An 18,082-nucleotide genomic window follows, 5' to 3' on the forward strand; every position below is an offset into this window, starting at 1 on the left:
GTCAGCTGCTGAGGGTCCAGATGGCATAGGCGATGGCGTCGCTGTTGCGGTCCAGGGCCGTGTCGTTGACGTTGGCCGTGGTGTCGCAGGACCGGTGGTAGCAGCGGTCGAACGCCTGGCCCGAGGTGCCGCCCCACTTCTGCGCCTGGGCGGCGGTCTTGGTGGTCTCGGCGCCGCTGAACAGCCCGCCCACCGGCACGCCCACGTTCTTGAACGGCGCGTGGTCGGAGCGCCCGTCGCCCTCCGTCTCGATCTCGGTGGGCACGCCCTTCGTCGCGAAGAAGTCCTTGAACACGGACTCGAGCCGGGTGTCGTCGTCATAGACGAAGTAGCCGGGGTTGGGCGAGCCGATCATGTCGAAGTTGAGATACGAGTCGATCTTCGCGCGATTCGCGGTCGACAGGCTGTTCACGTAGTACCGCGAGCCCACCATCCCCAGCTCCTCGGCGCCCCACCAGCCGAACCGCAGGTGCTTGGTGGGCTTCAGCCCCGCCCGGGAGACGGCGAGCGCGGTCTCCAGCACGCCCGCGGAGCCCGAGCCGTTGTCGTTGATGCCGGGGCCCGCCGTGACGGAGTCCAGATGGGAGCCCGCGAACACCACGTTGTCGGTGTCGCCGCCGGGCCAGTCGGCGATGAGGTTGTAGCCGGTGGCGCCGCCGGAGGTGAACTGCTGCACGGTGGTGGTGAACCCGGCCGCGTCGAGCTTGGCCTTGATGTAGTCGAGCGAGGCCTTGTAGCCGGGGCGGCCATGGGCGCGGTTGCCGCTGTTGGCGGTGGCTATGGACTGGAGCTGGCTCAAGTGGGCCTTGACATTGGCGACCGGGATGTCGGGCGCGGCGAGGACGGCCGCGGCCGCGGGGGCCGGGGCCGGTCCTGCGGGGGACAGCTGCGCGGCGGGCGCCGCCGTGGCCAGGGTCGCGACGACCGCGCCGGCCGCCGTGACGGAGATGGCGGCGCGGCGTATCAGGGATCTTCCGGATGACGACATGGGGGGCTCCGAATTCCGAACGAGGACAGGACGGAATGAACGTGACGCTGCGTGGTGCACGCACCCGGTGGGGCGGGGGAGCGCTGAAGCGGTGGCACGGTATGGCGGTGGCACGTGGTGCGGAGTGTCGCAAAGGCAGATGCTCCGGCCCCGGCTGATACCGCGTCAAGGGCGGAAACCGGACAGTACGGGCCGCATATCGGTCCCGTCGCGAACCGGTTCGCCATATCCCGGCCCGGCGTCTCCCGGCCCCGCCGTATCCCGGTCCCGGAGCCGTGAGGGCTCAGCCGAGGACGGGGTCCTCGGCCGTGTCGCCGTTCCGCTTCGCCGTGGCGGCGCGCGCGGCGGCCTCGTGCAGCTGGGCGCGCGCCCGGCGGGCCGTGCGCAGCGCGTCCCAGATGAGCAGCGCGAGCGCGAGCCATACGAGGGCGAAGCCCGCCCATCGCTCGGGCGGCATGGACTCATGGAAGACGGCGACGCCGAGCGCGAACTGGAAGATCGGGGCGATGTACTGGAGCATCCCGATCGTCGACAGCGGCAGCCGCACGGCTGCCGTCCCGAAGCAGATCAGCGGCACCGCCGTGATCAGCCCGCTGCTCACCAGCAGCGCCGAGTGCCCGGCGCCCTCGCTGCCGAAGGTGCTCTCGCCGCTCGCCGTCAGGAAGATCACGAAGCCGAGCGCGGGCAGGAACTGGACGGCCGTCTCGGCGGCGAGCGACTCCAGGCCGCCCAGGCCGATCCGCTTCTTGACCAGGCCGTAGGTGGCGAAGGAGAAGGCGAGCGTGAGCGCGATCCAGGGCAGCGTGCCGTAGCCGATCGACAGGACGGCCACGGCGGCCACGCCGACGCCGACCGCCGCCCACTGCGCCGGCCGCAGCCGCTCGCGCAGCAGCACGACGCCGAAGCCGATGCTGACCAGGGGATTGATGAAGTAGCCGAGCGAGGTCTCCACGACATGGCCGCTGTTGACGCCCCAGATGTACAGGCCCCAGTTGACGGAGATGACGGCCGCGGCGATCGCGATCATCCCCAGCCGCGCGGGCTGGCGCAGCAGCGGGGGTATCCAGGACCAGCGGCGCATGACGAGCAGGATGAGCACGACGGCCAGCAGCGACCACACCATGCGGTGGGCGAGGATCTCGACGGCCCCGGTGGGCTCCAGCAGCGGCCAGAACAGGGGCACCAGGCCCCACATGCCGTAGGCGGCCATTCCGTAGGCGAGTCCGCTGCGGTGCTGCTGGCTCTGCGGCGTCACATGTCCTCCCCGACGGCACGGCGACGCGTCGAACGTAGCGCCGAAGCGGCCCGCCTGTCATCTCCGTATCGCCATACGGTCATGACAGGCGGGCCGCCGTGCCGGGGATCAGCCCTTGAGGGCCGCCGCGATCGAGTCCGCGATGGGGGTGGTCGGCCGGCCGATGAGGCGGGAGAGGTCGCCGGGCGTGGCGGCCAGCAGGCCGCGGGAGATCGCGGCGTCCACGTCCACCAGGATCTCGGCAAACGGCTGGGGAAGGCCGGCGCCGGTGAGGATGGTCTGGTGGGTCTCGGCCGGCACGGGGCCGTACGCGATCTCCTTGCCGGTCTGCTTGGCGACCTCGGCGGCGTACTCCTCGAAGCTCCAGGCGGTGTCGCCGCTGAGCTCGTACGCCTTGCCCTCGTGGCCCTCGCCGGTCAGCACCACCACGGCGGCGTCCGCGTAGTCGGCGCGCGCGGCGGAGGAGACGCGGCCGCCGCCCGCGCTGCCGACGACGGCGCCGTGCTCCAGCACGGGAGCCAACTGCTCGGTGTAGTTCTCGTTGTACCAGCCGTTGCGCAGCAGGACGTACGGCAGACCGGAGGCCTGGATGGCCTGCTCGGTGACCTTGTGCTCGTCGGCCAGCCTGAAGTCGGCCGCGGGGCCGCCGAGGACGCTGGTGTACGCGAGCAGGGCGACGCCCGCCTCCTTGGCGGCGTCGATCACGGCCTGGTGCTGCGGGACGCGCTGCCCGACCTCGCTGCCGGAGATCAACAGCACCTTGTCGCCGGCGGCGAAGGCGCCCTGGAGGGTCTCGGGGCGGCTGTAGTCGGCGATGCGCAGCTGTACGCCGCGCTCCGCCAGGTCGGCCGCCTTTCCGGGGTCCCGCACCACGGCCACGACCTGGTCCGCGGGGACCTTCTCCAGCAGGCCCGCGACGACGAGGCGGCCCAGGTGGCCGGTGGCTCCGGTGACGACGATGCTCATGTCTGTTTTCTCGCTTTCATCCTCTTGGTGTTGTTCTGGGAACCACCTTAATCTCAGCGCTAACTGATGGAAAGTACCCACTTTGAAGTAAGGTACTGGCATGCCGGTGAGTGAGAAGGTCAGCAAGAAGACGCGGGGCGGGCTGACAGTGGGCCCCGATGCCGCCATGTGTCCGTCGAGGCTGGTGCTGGAGCATGTCACCAGCCGCTGGGGTGTCCTCGTCCTCGCCGTGCTGATGGACGGCACCCATCGCTTCAGCGAGGTGCGGCGGGCGATCGGCGGCGTCAGCGAGAAGATGCTCACGCAGACCCTCCAGACCCTGGAGCGGGACGGCTTCGTGCGCCGCGAGGCCCACCCCGTCATTCCGCCGCATGTGGACTACTCGCTGACCGAGCTCGGCGAGGAGGCGGCGCGGCGGGTGGGGGCGCTGGCCCGCTGGACGGAGGAGAAGGTTCCGGAGGTCTTGGCCGCCCGGGAGGCGTACGACGCCGCCAAGGCGCGATAGAAGGCGCGATAAACGGGCGCGATAAACCGGCGCGATAAAAAAACGGGTGCCCACCCGGGGCGTCGTCAGACGCTCCGGGGGGCACCTCCCAGCGGTGGCTGGGGGAGGGCGACCCGCCCGCGTGTACAGGTCAGCCGACGACCGTCCAGGTGTCCTGGCCGGTGAGCAGGGCGCCGAGGTCGCCCTTGCCCTTCCGCTCCACGGCGGCCTCGAGCTGGCCCGCCATCTCGGCCTCGTAGACCGGACGGGTGACATCGCGCAGTACCCCGATGGGGGTGTGGTGCAGCGTGTCGGGGTCGGCGAGGCGGGTCAGCGCGAAGGCGGTGGTCGGGGAGGCGGCGTGGGCGTCGTGGACCAGCACCGCGCCGGTGCCCTCCCGGGTCACATCGATGACCTTGAGGTCGCCGGTGGCCGGGTCGCGGACGACGCCCTTGGAGCCGAGGCCGTCCCCGCCGTCCTCCTCGCTGAACGGCGTGCCGAAGCGGATCGGCTTGCCGTGCTCCAGCCGGATGACGGCCTCCTCCGCCTGCTGCTTGTCCTTGAGGACCTCGAAGGCGCCGTCGTTGAAGATGTTGCAGTTCTGGTAGATCTCCACCAGCGCGGTGCCCGGGTGGGCGGCCGCCTCCCGCAGCACCTGGGTGAGGTGCTTGCGGTCGGAGTCCACGGTGCGGGCGACGAACCCGGCCTCGGCGCCCAGCGCGAGCGAGAGGGGGTTGAAGGGCGCGTCGAGCGAGCCCATCGGCGTGGACTTGGTGATCTTGCCGACCTCGGAGGTCGGGCTGTACTGGCCCTTGGTGAGGCCGTAGATCCGGTTGTTGAAGAGCAGGATCTTCAGGTTGACGTTGCGGCGCAGCGCGTGGATCAGGTGGTTGCCGCCGATGGACAGCGCGTCGCCGTCACCGGTGACCACCCACACCGACAGATCCCGGCGCGAGGCCGCCAGGCCGGTGGCGATGGCGGGAGCGCGGCCGTGGATCGAGTGCATCCCGTAGGTGTTCATGTAGTACGGGAAGCGGGAGGAGCAGCCGATGCCGGAGACGAAGACGATGTTCTCCTTCGCCAGGCCGAGCTCGGGCATGAAGCCCTGGACGGCGGCGAGGACCGCGTAGTCGCCGCAGCCGGGGCACCAGCGCACTTCCTGGTCGGACTTGAAGTCCTTCATGCTCTGCTTCGCGCCGGCCTTCGGCACCAGCGAAAGCGCGTCGACGGAGGACAGCCCTTCCGCGATCGTCTCAGTCATCGATGGCCTCCTTAAGGGCCTTCGCAAGCTGCTCGGCCTTGAATGGCAGCCCCCGCACCTGGGTGAAGGAGCGGGTGTCGACCAGATACTTGGCGCGGAGCAGAGTGGCGAGCTGACCGAGGTTCATCTCGGGCACGACCACCTTGTCGTAGCGGGCCAGGACCTCGCCCAGGTTCGCCGGGAAGGGGTTGAGATGGCGCAGATGGGCCTGGGCGATGGAGTCTCCGGCGGCACGGACCCGGCGCACGGCGGCGGTGATCGGCCCGTAGGTCGAGCCCCAGCCCAGAACCAGGGTGCGGGCGTCGCCGGTGGGGTCGTCCACCGTGAGGTCCGGCACCTCGATGCCGTCGACCTTGGCCTGCCGGATGCGCACCATGTGCTCGTGGTTGGCCGGGTCGTAGGAGATGTTGCCGGTGCCGTCCTGCTTCTCGATGCCGCCGATGCGGTGTTCGAGGCCGGGGGTGCCGGGCACCGCCCAGGGGCGGGCGAGCGTCTCGGGGTCGCGCTTGTACGGCCAGAAGACCTCGGTGCCGTCCTCGAGCGTGTGGTTGGGGCCGGTGGCGAACCGGACCCGCAGATCCGGCAGATCGTCGACGTCCGGCACCCGCCACGGCTCCGACCCGTTGGCCAGATAGCCGTCGGAGAGCAGGAAGACGGGGGTGCGGTAGGTCAGCGCGATGCGCACCGCTTCCAGCGTCGCGTCGAAGCAGTCCGCCGGGGTCTTCGGGGCCACGATCGGCACCGGGGCCTCGCCGTTGCGCCCGTACATCGCCTGCAACAGGTCGGCCTGCTCGGTCTTGGTGGGCAGACCGGTAGACGGGCCGCCCCGCTGGATGTCGATCACCACCAGCGGCAGCTCCAGGCTGACCGCGAGCCCGATGGTCTCCGACTTGAGTGCCACACCGGGGCCGGAGGTGGTGGTCACGGCGAGCGCCCCGCCGAAGGCGGCGCCCAGGGCCGCGCCGATGCCCGCGATCTCGTCCTCGGCCTGGAAGCTGCGCACGCCGAAGTTCTTGTGCCGGGACAGCTCATGCAGGATGTCCGAGGCCGGCGTGATCGGGTACGAGCCCAGGAACAGCGGCAGATCCGCCTGGTGCGAGGCCGCGATCAGCCCGTACGACAGTGCCAGATTGCCGGAGATGTTCCGGTATGTACCCGGCGGGAACGCGGCGGAGGCGGGGGCCACCTCGTAGGAGACCGCGAAGTCCTCCGTCGTCTCGCCGAAGTTCCAGCCGGCCCGGAAGGCGGCCACGTTGGCCTCGGCGATCTGCGGCTTCTTCGCGAACTTCTGGCGCAGGAACTTCTCGGTGCCCTCGGTCGGGCGGTGGTACATCCACGACAGCAGACCGAGCGCGAACATGTTCTTGCTGCGCTCCGCCTCCTTGCGGGACAGCCCGAAGCCCTTGAGTGCCTCGATGGTCAGCGTCGTCAGCGGCACGGGGTGGACGTTGTACCCGTCCAGCGAGCCGTCCTCGAGCGGGCTCTGGTCGTAGCCGACCTTGGCCATCGGACGCTTGGTGAACTCGTCGGTGTTGACGATGATCTCGGCGCCGCGCGGCACATCGCCGAGGTTGGCCTTCAGCGCGGCCGGGTTCATCGCCACCAGTACGTTCGGCGCGTCGCCCGGCGTCAGGATGTCGTGGTCGGCGAAGTGCAGCTGGAAGCTCGACACGCCGGGGAGGGTGCCTGCGGGGGCACGGATCTCGGCCGGGAAGTTCGGCAGCGTGGACAGGTCATTGCCGAATGACGCCGTCTCCGAGGTGAACCGGTCACCCGTGAGCTGCATACCGTCGCCCGAGTCACCAGCGAACCGGATGATCACCCGGTCCAGACGGCGGACCTCTTTACCGCCGTCCGACGCTCGCTGTCCCCCGACGAGCGTCTGCCCGTCCTGCTGATCGGCTGGTTCGGCCTGCTCGGCCGGGCTACTGACCTGGCTGGTCACTGATTCGGACCTCCCTTGAGGCGGCGCTCGTGGACATCGGTGCCGACCGGTTGTCCCACGGCCATCGTACGTCGGTAAGGGTCGCCTTCCCTGACCGGATCGCATAGTGGACGGCCTGACACTGCCTCGTTATGTAGTGAATTGTCATGCTCTGCATGCGCCCCCGTACTCATGTCGAGCGATCCTCACCCCTCGGTCTTTGGTTCTACGACCATCACTCGACCGGGCGGTCGGCCGGCCGCACCGGCCGAGGGCCGGGACGCGTCAGGAGTCGAGATAGGTCAGCACCGCCAGCACACGGCGGTGATCCCCCTCGCTCGGCGACAGCCCGAGCTTCAGGAAGATGTTGCTGACGTGCTTCTCGACCGCGCCGTCGCTCACCACCAGCTGCTTGGCGATCGCCGAGTTCGTACGGCCCTCGGCCATCAGACCCAGGACCTCCCGCTCGCGCGGGGTGAGCCCGGCCAGCACGTCCTGCTTGCGGCTGCGCCCCAGCAGCTGCGCCACGACCTCCGGGTCGAGCGCGGTGCCGCCCCGGGCCACCCGCACCACGGCGTCCACGAACTCACGGACCTCGGCCACCCGGTCCTTGAGCAGATAGCCGACCCCGCGGCTGTTGCCCGCCAGCAGCTCCGTGGCGTACTGCTCCTCCACGTACTGCGACAGCACCAGCACACCGAGTCCGGGGTGGTCGCGCCGCAGACGGACGGCCGCCCGGATCCCCTCGTCGGTGTGGGTCGGCGGCATCCGTACGTCCGCGACCACCACATCCGGCAGCGTGCCCCCGTCGGCCAGCTCCCGGATCGACCTGATCAGGGCGTCCGCATCGCCGACCCCGGCGACCACCTCATGCCCTCGGTCGGTCAGCAGGCGGGTCAGCCCCTCCCGGAGCAGCACCGAATCCTCGGCGATGACCACCCGTACCCTGTCCTCCACAGCCCGCCCCCACTCGTCGGATCCTCGACCCCCAGCATCCCAGGGATCGGGCCCGCCCGGCGCCACCCACGCTCACCTGAGCGGAACGGGGGAGCGGGGGAGCGGGGCGGGGGTGCGGCGGCGGGAGCGCGGCGGCGGGGGTGCGGCCGCGGGTCACTCGCGCCAGGGCAGCTCGGCGGTGATGGAGGTCGGGCCGCCGGCCGGGGAGTGCACGACGAGGAGGCCGTCGACCGCGCCCAGCCGCTCGGCCAGCCCGGCCAGCCCCGACCCGGCCCTGGCGTCCGCCCCGCCCCGGCCGTCGTCCGAGACCTGGAGCATCACCCGGTCCTCCGAACGCCACACATCCACGGCGCCCGTCCGTGCCCCGCTGTGCTTGCTGATGTTCTGGAGCAGCTCGGAGACGGTGAAGTAGGCGATGCCCTCGATGGCGGGCGCGGGCCGCTCGGGCAGGTCCACCGTGACCTGCACCGGCACCGTGCAGCGGGCCGCCAGGGCTGACAGGGAGGGGCCGAGACCCCGGTCGGTGAGGATCGCCGGGTGGATGCCGCGGGCGAGGTCGCGCAGCTCCTGGAGCGCCAGCTTCACCTCGCCGTGCGCCTCGTCCACCATCCGCGCCGCCGCCTCCGGGTCCTCCTGGAGCTTCTCCTTCGCCAGCCCCAGATCCATGGCGAGGGCGACCAGCCGGGCCTGGGCCCCGTCGTGCAGATCGCGCTCGATGCGGCGCAGGTCCGCCGCCGCCGTGTCCACCACCACGCCCCGGTCCGACTCCAGCTCCCACACCCGCTCCGCGAGCCGCGAGGGGCCCAGCAGCCCGGAGACCATCAGCCGGTCGACCGAGGTAAGACCCCGGATCACAAACGGCGTCACCAGCAGCAACAGCACCCCGATGACGCAGGTGGCGGCTATCTCGAACGGGGTGTTCAGAAAGAAGCCGCGGCCGTCGTGCTCGAAGATCTGCGCGCCCGGCTGGTCGGTGTAGGTGGGGAAGACCCACCACCACAGCGGATAGACCGCGAACGCCCACGCGGTCACCCACAGCGTCAGCGACAGGACGAAGGCGAAGATCGCCCACGGGAAGTGGATCAGCGAGTAGATGACATGGCGCCATGAGGTGCCGCTCCTGATCAGCGCGCTCACCCAGGCGAACGGGCCGGACTTGCGCGATCCGCGGGTGATCGCCCGCACCGGCTCGGGGTCGGCGACCTCCAGCCGCAGCAGCGACCGCGCGCGGGCCCGTTCCATGGCCCCGAGCGCCCGGCACCCCGCCAGGGCGACACCGAGCACCGGAATGCCGAGGAAGGTGATCAGGAGCCCCACGCCGAGCGCGAGCATCGTGATCGCGTAGCAGAAGGTGACCAGGGCCACCGGAAGGCTGAGCATCAGATACAGGAACTCGCGCCAGACACGGGCCTGGAAGGGTGCCCGCAGTGCCGCGGGCACCAGGGAGCCGCGGGGCTCGGCCCCCGGCCCGTACGGTTCGTATGCGGTGGCCATCTCTCTTCCGTTCTCCCAAGGGTGAGGCTGGTGCCCGGTGGTGCGCGGCCTGACGTACCACCAGGTTCCCGGAACGGGGCCGGTGGGGCCATGGAGCAAGTAGGCGTCTTGACTGTGGGGTTAGCCCTACCGTCACGGTGGTCCTGGGCCTCATACCCGCCCCGCGCCGCCGGACCTCGCCCCGCGCCGCCGGACCCCGCCGTGCGAAGCTACGCCTTCGCCGTCCCCCGGTCGCGCCACGGCAGCTCGGCGGTCACGGCCGTCGGGCCGCCCACCGGCGAATCCACCGTGAACAGGCCGTCGACCGACCCGAGCCGCTCGCCGAGCCCGGCCAGGCCGCTGCCCCCGACCGGGTCCGCGCCGCCGCGCCCGTCGTCCCGCACCTGGATCAGCAGCCGCTCCTCCGACCGCCACACCTCGACATCGGCCATCCGTGCCCCGCTGTGCTTGCTGATGTTCTGGAGCAGCTCGGAGACGGTGAAGTAGGCGATGCCCTCGATGGCGGGCGCGGGCCGCTCCGGCAGGTCCACGAGGACCCGCACCGGCACCGTGCAGCGCGCCGCGACCGACGACAGCGCCGCGTCCAGGCCCCGGTCGGTCAGCACCGCCGGGTGGATGCCGCGGGCGAGGTCGCGCAGCTCCTGGAGTGCCAGCTTCACCTCGCCGTGCGCCTCGCCGACCATCGCGGCCGCCGCCTCCGGGTCCTCCAGCACCTTCTCCTTCGCCAGCCCCAGGCCCATGGCGAGGGCGACCAGCCGGGCCTGGGCCCCGTCGTGCAGATCGCGCTCGATGCGGCGCAGGTCCGCCGCCGCCGTGTCCACCACCACGCCCCGGTCCGACTCCAGCTCGGCGATCCGCCGCTCCAGCTCGTCGGAGGGGGACAGCAGCGCGCGCACCATCGCCCGGTCGGCGTTCGTCAGGCCCCGGGCGATCCAGGGCAGCACGGGCCAGGCGACGAAGAGGGAGACGAGGGTGACGCAGAAGGTGAGCACCGCCCAGGGCAGCCGCATGATGGCGTACAGCGTGGTCCGCCAGCCCACCGGATCCCGCAGCCGCGACCAGAGCCAGACGAAGAAGCCGCCGCCCGGACGGGCCCGCCACTGGCTCGGCTCGTCCACGCGCACCCCCAGCAGCGCGCGGGCGCGCCGCCGCTCGAACGCGCCGTACAGCCGGCTGCCGTGCAGCCCCAGGGCCAGCAGCGGCAGCCCCACCACGGTGACCGTCAGCCCCAGGCCCAGGGCGAACCACACGATGGCGCAGGCGAAGCCGAGGACGCCCACGGGCAGATTGGCGAGGAGGTGGGCGATCTCCTTCCAGGTCTGCGCGGGAAAGCCGAAGGCGGGCGGCCGGGGCAGCCGCTCCTCGCCCCCGTCGGATGAACTCGAGGTCATGGGGCCAAGATTGCCGCCCCGGCCCCCGCCCCGCCATGGGGTAGGTCGCCATACGTGGGTAGGGGTAACCCCACCGCATCCCGGACGGGCGGCTCACCTGGACGGCGGCAGGGCCTACACTCCCGTGCGTACGCAGCGTCGAACACACGGCTTCGACTGCGAATCCGACGGACAGCAGGCGGGACAGGGAGCGAGGGGCGGACGTGCCGGAGGCGACGACCGTGCACACCACAGCCATGCCGCTCGCGGCCGACTACTACCAGGGCTACTCGGTGGTCGGCCTGCTCGCCGTGGTCGGCGCGCTCTTCGTCGCCGTGGCCTTCGGGGCCGGGCGGCTGCTGCGGCCCGTGGTGCCGACCCCGGAGAAGCTGCTGACGTACGAGTGCGGGGTCGACCCCGTCGGCGAGGGCTGGGCCCACACTCAGGTCCGCTACTACGTCTACGCTTTTCTGTATGTGATTTTCGCGGTGGACTCGATCTTCCTCTTCCCCTGGGCGACGGTGTTCGCCGCACCGGGCTACGGCGGAACGACGCTGGTGGAGATGTTCGTCTTCCTCGGCTTCCTCGCCGTGGGCCTGCTGTACGCCTGGAAGAAAGGCGTCCTGGAATGGACGTGACACCGAACCCCGCCCCCGCGCCGGCCCCCACACCTGTGGATCTCCCGGAGCCGCGCCGCCTCGGGGCGCTCGCCAGACTGGCCCCCGAGCCGATGAAGGTGGTCCTGAACTGGGGCCGCCGCTACAGCCTGTGGGTCTTCAACTTCGGGCTGGCCTGCTGCGCCATCGAGTTCATCGCCGCGTCGATGGCCCGCCACGACTTCATCAGGCTCGGCGTGATCCCCTTCGCCCCCGGGCCGCGCCAGGCCGACCTCATGGTGGTGTCCGGCACGGTGACGGACAAGATGGCGCCCGCGGTGAAGCGGCTGTACGAGCAGATGCCCGAGCCGAAGTACGTCATCTCCTTCGGTGCCTGCTCGAACTGCGGCGGGCCGTACTGGGACTCGTACGCGGTCACCAAGGGCGTCGACCAGATCATCCCCGTCGATGTGTATGTGCCGGGCTGCCCGCCCCGGCCGGAGGCGCTGCTCCAGGGGATCCTGAAGCTTCAGGAGAAGATCGCGCGCGAGTCGCTCGGCGAGCGGTACGGGCGTGACGGCGGGGCCGCCCGGCCGTCCGCCTCGGCGCTGCGCAGCGGCCTGGTCGCGCCGCCCGCCCCGGCCGCCCCGTCCGCCGCCACGGACACGGAGGAGGGCACGCCGTGACCGCGCCCGACGACCGGAACCGCCCTGCCGATGCCGATGCCGATGCCGATGCCGTTGCCGAGACTGCCGGGGCCGCCGGGGCTGCCGCTCAGCCGCCGGTCGGCTGGCTGCCGCGGCCTGCCGCCGAGCTGTTCGGCGAGGGCGCGGCGGCGGCGGAGGCGTACGGGCTGCTCACCGTCGACGTCCCCGCCGACGCGTGGATCGCCGCGCTGGAGACCGCCCGCTCCGCGCTGGGCTGCACCTACTTCGACTGGCTGAGCGCGGTCGACGAGCCCGGCGAGGGCTTCCGCGTGGCCGCGCATGTCGTCGCCCTCGGACCGGCGACCGCCGCCGCGCCCGAGGCTCCCGCGACTCCCGCCGTGCGCGGGCTGCTCGTACGCACCACCGTCCCGCACGACGCGCCCGCCCTGCCGACCGCGACCGGCGTCTACGCGGGCGCGGCCTGGCACGAGCGCGAGACCCACGAGATGTTCGGCATCGACTTCCCCGGCCACCCCCACCTCGCGCCGCTGCTGCTCCCGGACGGCTTCGAGGGGCATCCGCTGCGCAAGGACTTCGTCCTCGCGGCACGGGTCGCCAAGGCATGGCCCGGCGCGAAGGAACCGGGGGAGTCCGAGGCCGCCCACGCGCCCAGACGGCGGCAGATGCTGCCGCCCGGCGTCCCCGACCCCAACGAGTGGGGCCCCCTCAAGGGCCAGCTCCCCCCTGCCCCCGCCCGCCCGGCGCGCGCGGCCCGCACAGCGGGCGCGGCAGGCGCAGCAGGTGCCGGGGGCGAGCGCCCGGCGCGCCGGGCCCGCAGCGCCTCCGCGGGCTCGGCCGGCCAGCGCGCCGCCACGGGCCCCGAGACATCGGCGGAGGAGGCCGCCCGGCCCGCGCGCCGGGCCCGCAGCGCGAGTGAGGGCTCGGCGAGCCAGCAGGGCACGAGTACGGAGACAGCGGCGGGCACGTCCGCGGAGGGGGCGCCGGGCGGCGCCGCCCGGCCCGCGCGCCGGGCCCGCAGCGCGAGCGAGGGCTCGACGAGCCAGCGCGCCGCGACGGGCGGTCAGGCCCAGGCGCGCGCGGACCGCCCCGCCGCCCGCCCGCGCTCGACCGACGCCCCGTGGCACCACGCCCGCCCGGCCCGGGACGAGCCGACGGCTCCCGGCTCCTCCGCCTCGGCGGAAGACGGCACAGGGACCGCCGCCGAGGGCGCCGCCGAACCGCCGCGCTCGGACGCTTCCCGTCCGTCGCAGGCCGTTCCGGGCGTCGCGTCGCCGTCGCGCGGTGAGGCGGCGGGCTCTGCCGCCGGGGCCGGGCCCAAGGCGCCCGCCACGGGCGGCCCCGTCCCCGGCGACGAGGAACAGCCTCGCGCGGGGGCAGCCGGTCAGGCTGATGGGCCGGACGGGCCCGAGCCCGCGCCCGGCGCCGCCGCTGCGCCGGAAATCGGTGCCGAGCCGCCGTCCGGCACCGGGGCGGACGGCGACCCTGCCGCACCCGACCCCGACAACGACGACCCGGCGGGAGGCACCGCGTGAACGACGTCCTGGACGTCGCGCTGCGACTGCTCGCCGTGCTGCTCGCCTTCCTCGTGCTGCCGCTGGTCGTCGGGCAGACCGAGCACAAGGTCATGGCCCATATGCAGGGCCGGCTCGGGCCGATGTACGCGGGTGGGTTCCACGGGTGGGCCCAGTTGGTCGCGGACGGGGTGAAGTTCGCGCAGAAGGAGGACGTCGTACCGGCCGGTGCCGACAAGCGGGTCTTCCAGCTCGCGCCCGCCGTCGCGCTCCTGCCGTATCTGCTCGTCCTCGTCGCGATCCCGGTCGGGCCGGGCGCCGTGGGCCGGTTCATCGACGCGGGGATCTTCTTCGTGCTCGCCGTGATGGGCGTCGGCGTGCTGGGCTCGCTCATGGCGGGGTGGGCGTCGGCCAACAAGTTCTCGCTGCTCGGCGGGTTGCGTACGGCCGCGCAGCTGATGGCGTACGAGCTGCCGATGCTGCTCGCCGCCGCCTCCGTGGCCATGGCCGCGGGCACCGTCTCGCTGCCCGGCATCCTCGACGCGTTCGAGTGGTGGTGGGTGCCGTGGCAGATCGTCGGCGGGCTGGTGTTCTTCACGGCCGGGCTCGCCGAGCTTCAGCGCCCGCCCTTCGACGCGCCGATCGCCGACTCCGAGATCATCTTCGGTGCGTACACCGAGTACACCGGGATGCGCTTCGCGCTGTTCCTGCTGGCCGAGTACGCGGGCATCGTGGTGCTCTGCGGGCTGACCACGGTGCTGTTCCTGGGCGGCTGGCACGGTCCGTTCGCCGATGACCTGGGCTGGGTGTGGACGCTGCTGAAGACGGCGGTGCTCGCCTTCGTGGTGATCTGGCTGCGGGTGAGCTATCCGCGGCTGCGCGAGGACCAGCTCCAGAAGCTCGCCTGGACCGGCCTCATCCCGCTCGCACTGGTCCAGATCGCCCTCACCGGCGTCGTCAAGGTGGTGATCTCCTGATGGGCATCCCCGGTTCCGGTCTGGCCAAGGGCCTGGCCGTCACCCTGCGCACGATGACCCGGAAGGCGCACACCGCGCAGTACCCGGACGTCCAGCCCGAGCTGCCGCCCCGTACCCGCGGCGTCATCGGGCTGTTCGAGGAGAACTGCACGGTCTGCATGCTCTGCGCGCGCGAATGCCCGGACTGGTGCATCTACATCGACTCCCACAAGGAGACGGTGCCGCCGGCCGCGCCCGGCGGGCGCGAGCGCAGCCGCAATGTGCTGGACCGGTTCGCCATCGACTTCGCGCTGTGCATGTACTGCGGCATCTGCATCGAGGTGTGTCCTTTCGACGCGCTGTTCTGGTCGCCGGAGTTCGAGTACGCGGAGGAGGACATCCGCGACCTCACCCATGAGCGCGACAAGCTCCGCGAGTGGATGTGGACGGTGCCCGCGCCGCCCGCGCTCGACCCGGGCGCCGAGGAGCCGAAGGAGATCGCCGCGGCCCGCAAGGCCGCCGACAAGATCGCCGCGGCCGAGGCGGCGCAGGCCGCGCAGGCCACGGGCACGGACACGGACTCCGGCCGGGACGGAGCGGCCTCGTGAGCGCCGCAACGCAGCTCGCGGCCGCCGGGCATGGCTTTCTGTCACCCACCGGTGTGGAGATCGCCTTCCTTCTGGTCGCGGTCGTGACCCTGGGCGGGGCCGTTGTCACCGTCACCACCAAGCAGTTGGTGCACGCCGCGCTGTGGCTGGTGGTCACGCTCGGCGGGCTCGCCGTCGAATTCCTCCTCCTCACGGCGGAGTTCATCGCCTGGGTGCAGGTGCTGATCTACGTCGGCTCCGTCGTCGTCCTCATCCTGTTCGGGCTGATGCTGACCAAGGCGCCCATCGGCCGGTCGCCGGACGCCGATTCGGGCAACCGCCCGGCCGCCCTGGCGGTGGCCGTGGCCTCCGCGGGCGCCCTGGTCTGGGTGGTCGTGGACGCCTTCCGGGCCACCTGGATCGACGTCGGGGAAGTGCAGGGGTCCACCAAGGTCACCGGTGAGAGCCTCTTCCGGCACTGGGTGCTGCCGTTCGAGGCGCTGTCCGTGCTGCTGCTCGCCGCGCTCGTCGGCGCGATCGTGCTGTCCCGGCTGCGCTCCGCCCAGCGGACCTCGGGCACCCCGTCTCGCGCAGGCGGCTCGCGCGCAGGCGGCTCCCGCGCCCCCGAGAAGGAGGGCTGATGCACCTCGCCTACCCCGCCGTGCTCGCCGCCCTCCTCTTCTGCACCGGCCTGTACGGCGTCCTTGCCCGCCGCAACGCGATCCTGGTGCTGATGTCCGTTGAGCTGATGCTCGGCGCCGTCAACCTCAACCTCGTCGCCTTCGACGTCTGGCTCCGCGACACGCTGCACGCGGGCCAGGCCCTCACGCTGTTCGTCATCGCCATCGCCGCCGCCGAGATCGGCATCGGGCTGGCCATCGTCCTCCTCGTCCACCGCGACCGCGGCACCGCCGACATCGACAAGCTCCGGGGCCTCGCCGAGCCCCCGCCCACCGAAGACAGCGTGACAGCCGCCACTGACAACGCCACTGACAACGGCGCCGACAACGGCCCAGGCGACGGCGCCGGCCAGGGAATCCCCGCCCGGAGGCAGACCGCGTGACGACCACGACCGCCGCCGTCCTCGTCCCCGTCCTGCCCTTCCTCGGCGCCCTTGCCGGACTGCTGCTGGGGCGCCGCGCCCCCGGTTTCGTACGCCCCCTCGCGGTGCTGCCGACCGTCGCCGCGACCGCCCTCGCCGTCCTCGTCGCCGTACGGCAGGGCGGCGGCAAGGGAGCCGTGGACGCCGCGACCCGGCTCACCGTCACCGGCTCGCTCCCCATCGATCTCGCGCTGCACATCGACGGCTTCGCCGCGCTGGTCGCGGTCCTGGTCGGCGTCGTGGCGTGCTGTGTGCAGATCTACTCGACCGGCTATCTGCGCGACGACCCGCGCTACCCCTCGTACGCCGCGCTCGTCTCCCTCTTCACCGCCGCGATGCTGCTGGTGGTCTACTCCGACGACCTGATCGTGCTGCTCGTCGGCTGGGAGGTCATGGGCATCTGCTCGTACTTCCTGGTCGGCCACTACTGGGAGACCGCGGCCGCGCGCTCCGCCTCCCTCAAGGCGTTCCTGGTCACCAAGCTCGGCGATGTGCCGTTCCTGATCGGGATCTTCGCGCTGGCGACCGACGCCGGTACGTTCCGCATCAGCGTCATCTACACCCGGCTGACCTCCTCCGTCGCCGACTTCCAGCTCGACCACCCCACCCTGATCGCGCTGCTGCTGCTGGCCGGGGTCGCGGGCAAGTCGGCGCAGTTCCCGCTGCACACCTGGCTGCCGGACGCGATGGCCGGCCCCACCCCGGTCTCCGCGCTGATCCACGCCGCCACCATGGTCGCCGCCGGTGTCTACTTCATCGCCCGGCTGCTGCCCGTCTTCGCCGCCTCCGCCGCCGCCCTCGCCGTGCTCGCCGTCATGGCCGCGGTCACCATGGTCGGCTCCGCGCTCGCGGCTCTCGCCCAGGACGACATCAAACGCGTGCTGGCCTACTCGACCATCGGTCAGCTCGGCTATATGACCGGCGCGCTCGCGGTCGACAACCGCGGCGCCGCCGTCTTCCACCTGCTGGCCCACGGTGCGTTCAAGGCCCTGCTCTTCCTCGGCGCGGGCGTGATCATCCACGCGGCCGGGACGAACTCGCTGGCCGCGATGTCGCGCATGAGCGGCCTGGCGGGGCGCATCCCCGACGCCTACTGGACGATGACGGTCGCGCTGCTCGCGCTCGCCGCCATCCCGCCGTTCGCGGGCTTCTTCTCCAAGGAGGCCGTCCTCGGCGCGGCCGAGCACGCGGCCACCGGCCACGCCCCGGCCGTCCCGGCGGCCGTCGGCTGGACCGTCCTGGTCGCCGGGCTGCTCACCGCCCTGCTCACGGCCGGCTACGCCGCCCGGCTGTGGCTGCTCGCCTTCCGCGGCAAGGGCACGGAGGCCCCCGACCACGGCCGGCAGCCCGTCGTCATGAACGCCGTCCTGTGGGTGCTCTTCGTCCCCGCCGCCGGGCTCGGCCTGGCCTTCGGCGCCCTCCCGGACTGGTTCGACGGCGAGTCCCTCGCCCCGACCCTCACCACCTCCGTGCTCGGCACCGGGCTGGCCCTCGTCGGCGTCCTCGTCACCTACGGGGCCTGGCGGCACACCACCGCGCCGGCCGCCCGCACCCCGCTCGGCGCCGTGGCCGCCCATCCGGACGCCGAGCCGGCGCTCTCCGAGGCCGAGGCCATCGCCGCCCACGAGCCCGCGTACGGCGACATCGCCGCGGCCGACGACCCGGCCGACCCCGGCCGTCTCCTCCTCGGCCCGCTGCACCGCCACGCGGCGGCGGGCTTCCACCTCGACGCCCTGTACGCCGCGCTGTTCGTACGCCCCGTGCGCGCCGCCGCCCGGCTCGTCGGCTTCCTCGACCGGGCGGTCGTGGAGACCTATGTGCGCGGCGCGGGCGGCGCCCCCCGTCTGCTCGGCGCGGCCGTACGGCGCGCCCAGACCGGCAATGTGCAGACCTACGTCGGCGCGCTGATCGCGGGCTCGCTCGTCCTGGCCGTCGCCGTCCTCGTCGCAGCGGGAGCCTGAGC

Annotated in this window: 17 protein-coding genes; 9 read left to right on the top strand and 8 right to left on the bottom strand. The window is 72.3% G+C overall.

Going from position 1 to position 18,082, the window contains the following annotated elements; translation table 11 throughout:
• Position 1: 1 nt before the first annotated feature.
• The 3 genes from ACH4S9_RS43430 to ACH4S9_RS43440 form a co-directional block, all read right to left on the bottom strand.
• Positions 2-988 carry a M28 family metallopeptidase gene (locus ACH4S9_RS43430; RefSeq protein ID WP_311726597.1) on the bottom strand — a complete coding sequence of 329 codons (987 nt, stop codon included), beginning with the start codon at positions 986-988 and terminating at the stop codon, positions 2-4.
• A 283-nt stretch (positions 989-1,271) separates the two neighbouring features.
• Positions 1,272-2,198, bottom strand: coding sequence for an EamA family transporter RarD (gene rarD, locus ACH4S9_RS43435; RefSeq protein ID WP_398377157.1), 927 nt, complete (start codon positions 2,196-2,198; stop codon positions 1,272-1,274).
• Positions 2,199-2,351: 153 nt separating this feature from the next.
• Positions 2,352-3,209 carry an SDR family oxidoreductase gene (locus tag ACH4S9_RS43440; protein ID WP_361187546.1) on the bottom strand — a complete coding sequence of 286 codons (858 nt, stop codon included), beginning with the start codon at positions 3,207-3,209 and terminating at the stop codon, positions 2,352-2,354.
• A 100-nt stretch (positions 3,210-3,309) separates the two neighbouring features.
• Between ACH4S9_RS43440 and ACH4S9_RS43445 the strand changes: the two genes are divergently transcribed.
• Positions 3,310-3,714 carry a winged helix-turn-helix transcriptional regulator gene (locus ACH4S9_RS43445; RefSeq protein WP_398377115.1) on the top strand — a complete coding sequence of 135 codons (405 nt, stop codon included), beginning with the start codon at positions 3,310-3,312 and terminating at the stop codon, positions 3,712-3,714.
• 130 nt (positions 3,715-3,844) lie between these two features.
• Here ACH4S9_RS43445 and ACH4S9_RS43450 read toward each other — a convergent pair whose 3' ends face one another.
• From ACH4S9_RS43450 to ACH4S9_RS43470, 5 genes are all read right to left on the bottom strand, one after another.
• Positions 3,845-4,954, bottom strand: coding sequence for a 2-oxoacid:ferredoxin oxidoreductase subunit beta (locus ACH4S9_RS43450; protein WP_358844083.1), 1,110 nt, complete (start codon positions 4,952-4,954; stop codon positions 3,845-3,847).
• Positions 4,947-6,899 carry a 2-oxoacid:acceptor oxidoreductase subunit alpha gene (locus ACH4S9_RS43455; protein WP_358844082.1) on the bottom strand — a complete coding sequence of 651 codons (1,953 nt, stop codon included), beginning with the start codon at positions 6,897-6,899 and terminating at the stop codon, positions 4,947-4,949. Before ACH4S9_RS43455 ends, ACH4S9_RS43450 begins: the two co-directional genes overlap by 8 nt.
• A gap of 264 nt (positions 6,900-7,163) precedes the next feature.
• The gene (locus ACH4S9_RS43460) at positions 7,164-7,835 is read right to left on the bottom strand and encodes a response regulator transcription factor (RefSeq protein ID WP_311726603.1); all 672 of its coding nucleotides are present in this window, start codon (positions 7,833-7,835) and stop codon (positions 7,164-7,166) included.
• Between the two features lie 153 nt (positions 7,836-7,988).
• Entirely contained in the window at positions 7,989-9,329 is a 1,341-nt protein-coding gene (locus ACH4S9_RS43465) for a sensor domain-containing protein (protein ID WP_311726604.1), read from the bottom strand.
• A 209-nt stretch (positions 9,330-9,538) separates the two neighbouring features.
• Positions 9,539-10,720 carry a sensor histidine kinase gene (locus ACH4S9_RS43470; protein WP_385344843.1) on the bottom strand — a complete coding sequence of 394 codons (1,182 nt, stop codon included), beginning with the start codon at positions 10,718-10,720 and terminating at the stop codon, positions 9,539-9,541.
• A gap of 236 nt (positions 10,721-10,956) precedes the next feature.
• Here ACH4S9_RS43470 and ACH4S9_RS43475 point away from each other — a divergent pair, with 236 nt between their 5' ends.
• From ACH4S9_RS43475 to ACH4S9_RS43510, 8 genes are read left to right on the top strand one after another with little or no spacing between them, the layout of a single operon-like run.
• A complete protein-coding gene (locus ACH4S9_RS43475) occupies positions 10,957-11,337 on the top strand; it encodes an NADH-quinone oxidoreductase subunit A (protein WP_311726760.1) in 381 nt (126 codons plus the stop codon).
• The gene (locus ACH4S9_RS43480; RefSeq protein WP_311726606.1) at positions 11,328-11,981 is read left to right on the top strand and encodes an NADH-quinone oxidoreductase subunit B family protein; all 654 of its coding nucleotides are present in this window, start codon (positions 11,328-11,330) and stop codon (positions 11,979-11,981) included. The genes ACH4S9_RS43475 and ACH4S9_RS43480 overlap by 10 nt, the downstream gene beginning before the upstream one ends.
• Positions 11,978-13,495 (top strand): NADH-quinone oxidoreductase subunit C, encoded by a 1,518-nt coding sequence (locus tag ACH4S9_RS43485; RefSeq protein ID WP_398377119.1) that lies wholly within the window; start codon positions 11,978-11,980, stop codon positions 13,493-13,495. Before ACH4S9_RS43480 ends, ACH4S9_RS43485 begins: the two co-directional genes overlap by 4 nt.
• Positions 13,492-14,451, top strand: a complete 960-nt coding sequence (locus ACH4S9_RS43490; RefSeq protein WP_311726608.1) for a complex I subunit 1 family protein — start codon at positions 13,492-13,494, stop codon at positions 14,449-14,451. Before ACH4S9_RS43485 ends, ACH4S9_RS43490 begins: the two co-directional genes overlap by 4 nt.
• Positions 14,451-15,038 (top strand): NADH-quinone oxidoreductase subunit I, encoded by a 588-nt coding sequence (locus ACH4S9_RS43495; protein ID WP_311726609.1) that lies wholly within the window; start codon positions 14,451-14,453, stop codon positions 15,036-15,038. The genes ACH4S9_RS43490 and ACH4S9_RS43495 overlap by 1 nt, the downstream gene beginning before the upstream one ends.
• On the top strand, positions 15,035-15,658 hold the full coding sequence (locus tag ACH4S9_RS43500; protein ID WP_398377120.1) for an NADH-quinone oxidoreductase subunit J: 624 nt from the start codon (positions 15,035-15,037) through the stop codon (positions 15,656-15,658). Before ACH4S9_RS43495 ends, ACH4S9_RS43500 begins: the two co-directional genes overlap by 4 nt.
• Positions 15,658-16,080 carry an NADH-quinone oxidoreductase subunit NuoK gene (nuoK, locus tag ACH4S9_RS43505; protein WP_311726611.1) on the top strand — a complete coding sequence of 141 codons (423 nt, stop codon included), beginning with the start codon at positions 15,658-15,660 and terminating at the stop codon, positions 16,078-16,080. Before ACH4S9_RS43500 ends, nuoK begins: the two co-directional genes overlap by 1 nt.
• Complete coding sequence (locus ACH4S9_RS43510) at positions 16,077-18,080, top strand: NADH-quinone oxidoreductase subunit L (protein WP_398377122.1); 2,004 nt, start codon at positions 16,077-16,079, stop codon at positions 18,078-18,080. Before nuoK ends, ACH4S9_RS43510 begins: the two co-directional genes overlap by 4 nt.
• Positions 18,081-18,082: the final 2 nt, after the last annotated feature.

Source organism: Streptomyces sp. NPDC021225 (assembly GCF_044332865.1).
Classification (GTDB): Bacteria; Actinomycetota; Actinomycetes; order Streptomycetales; family Streptomycetaceae; genus Streptomyces.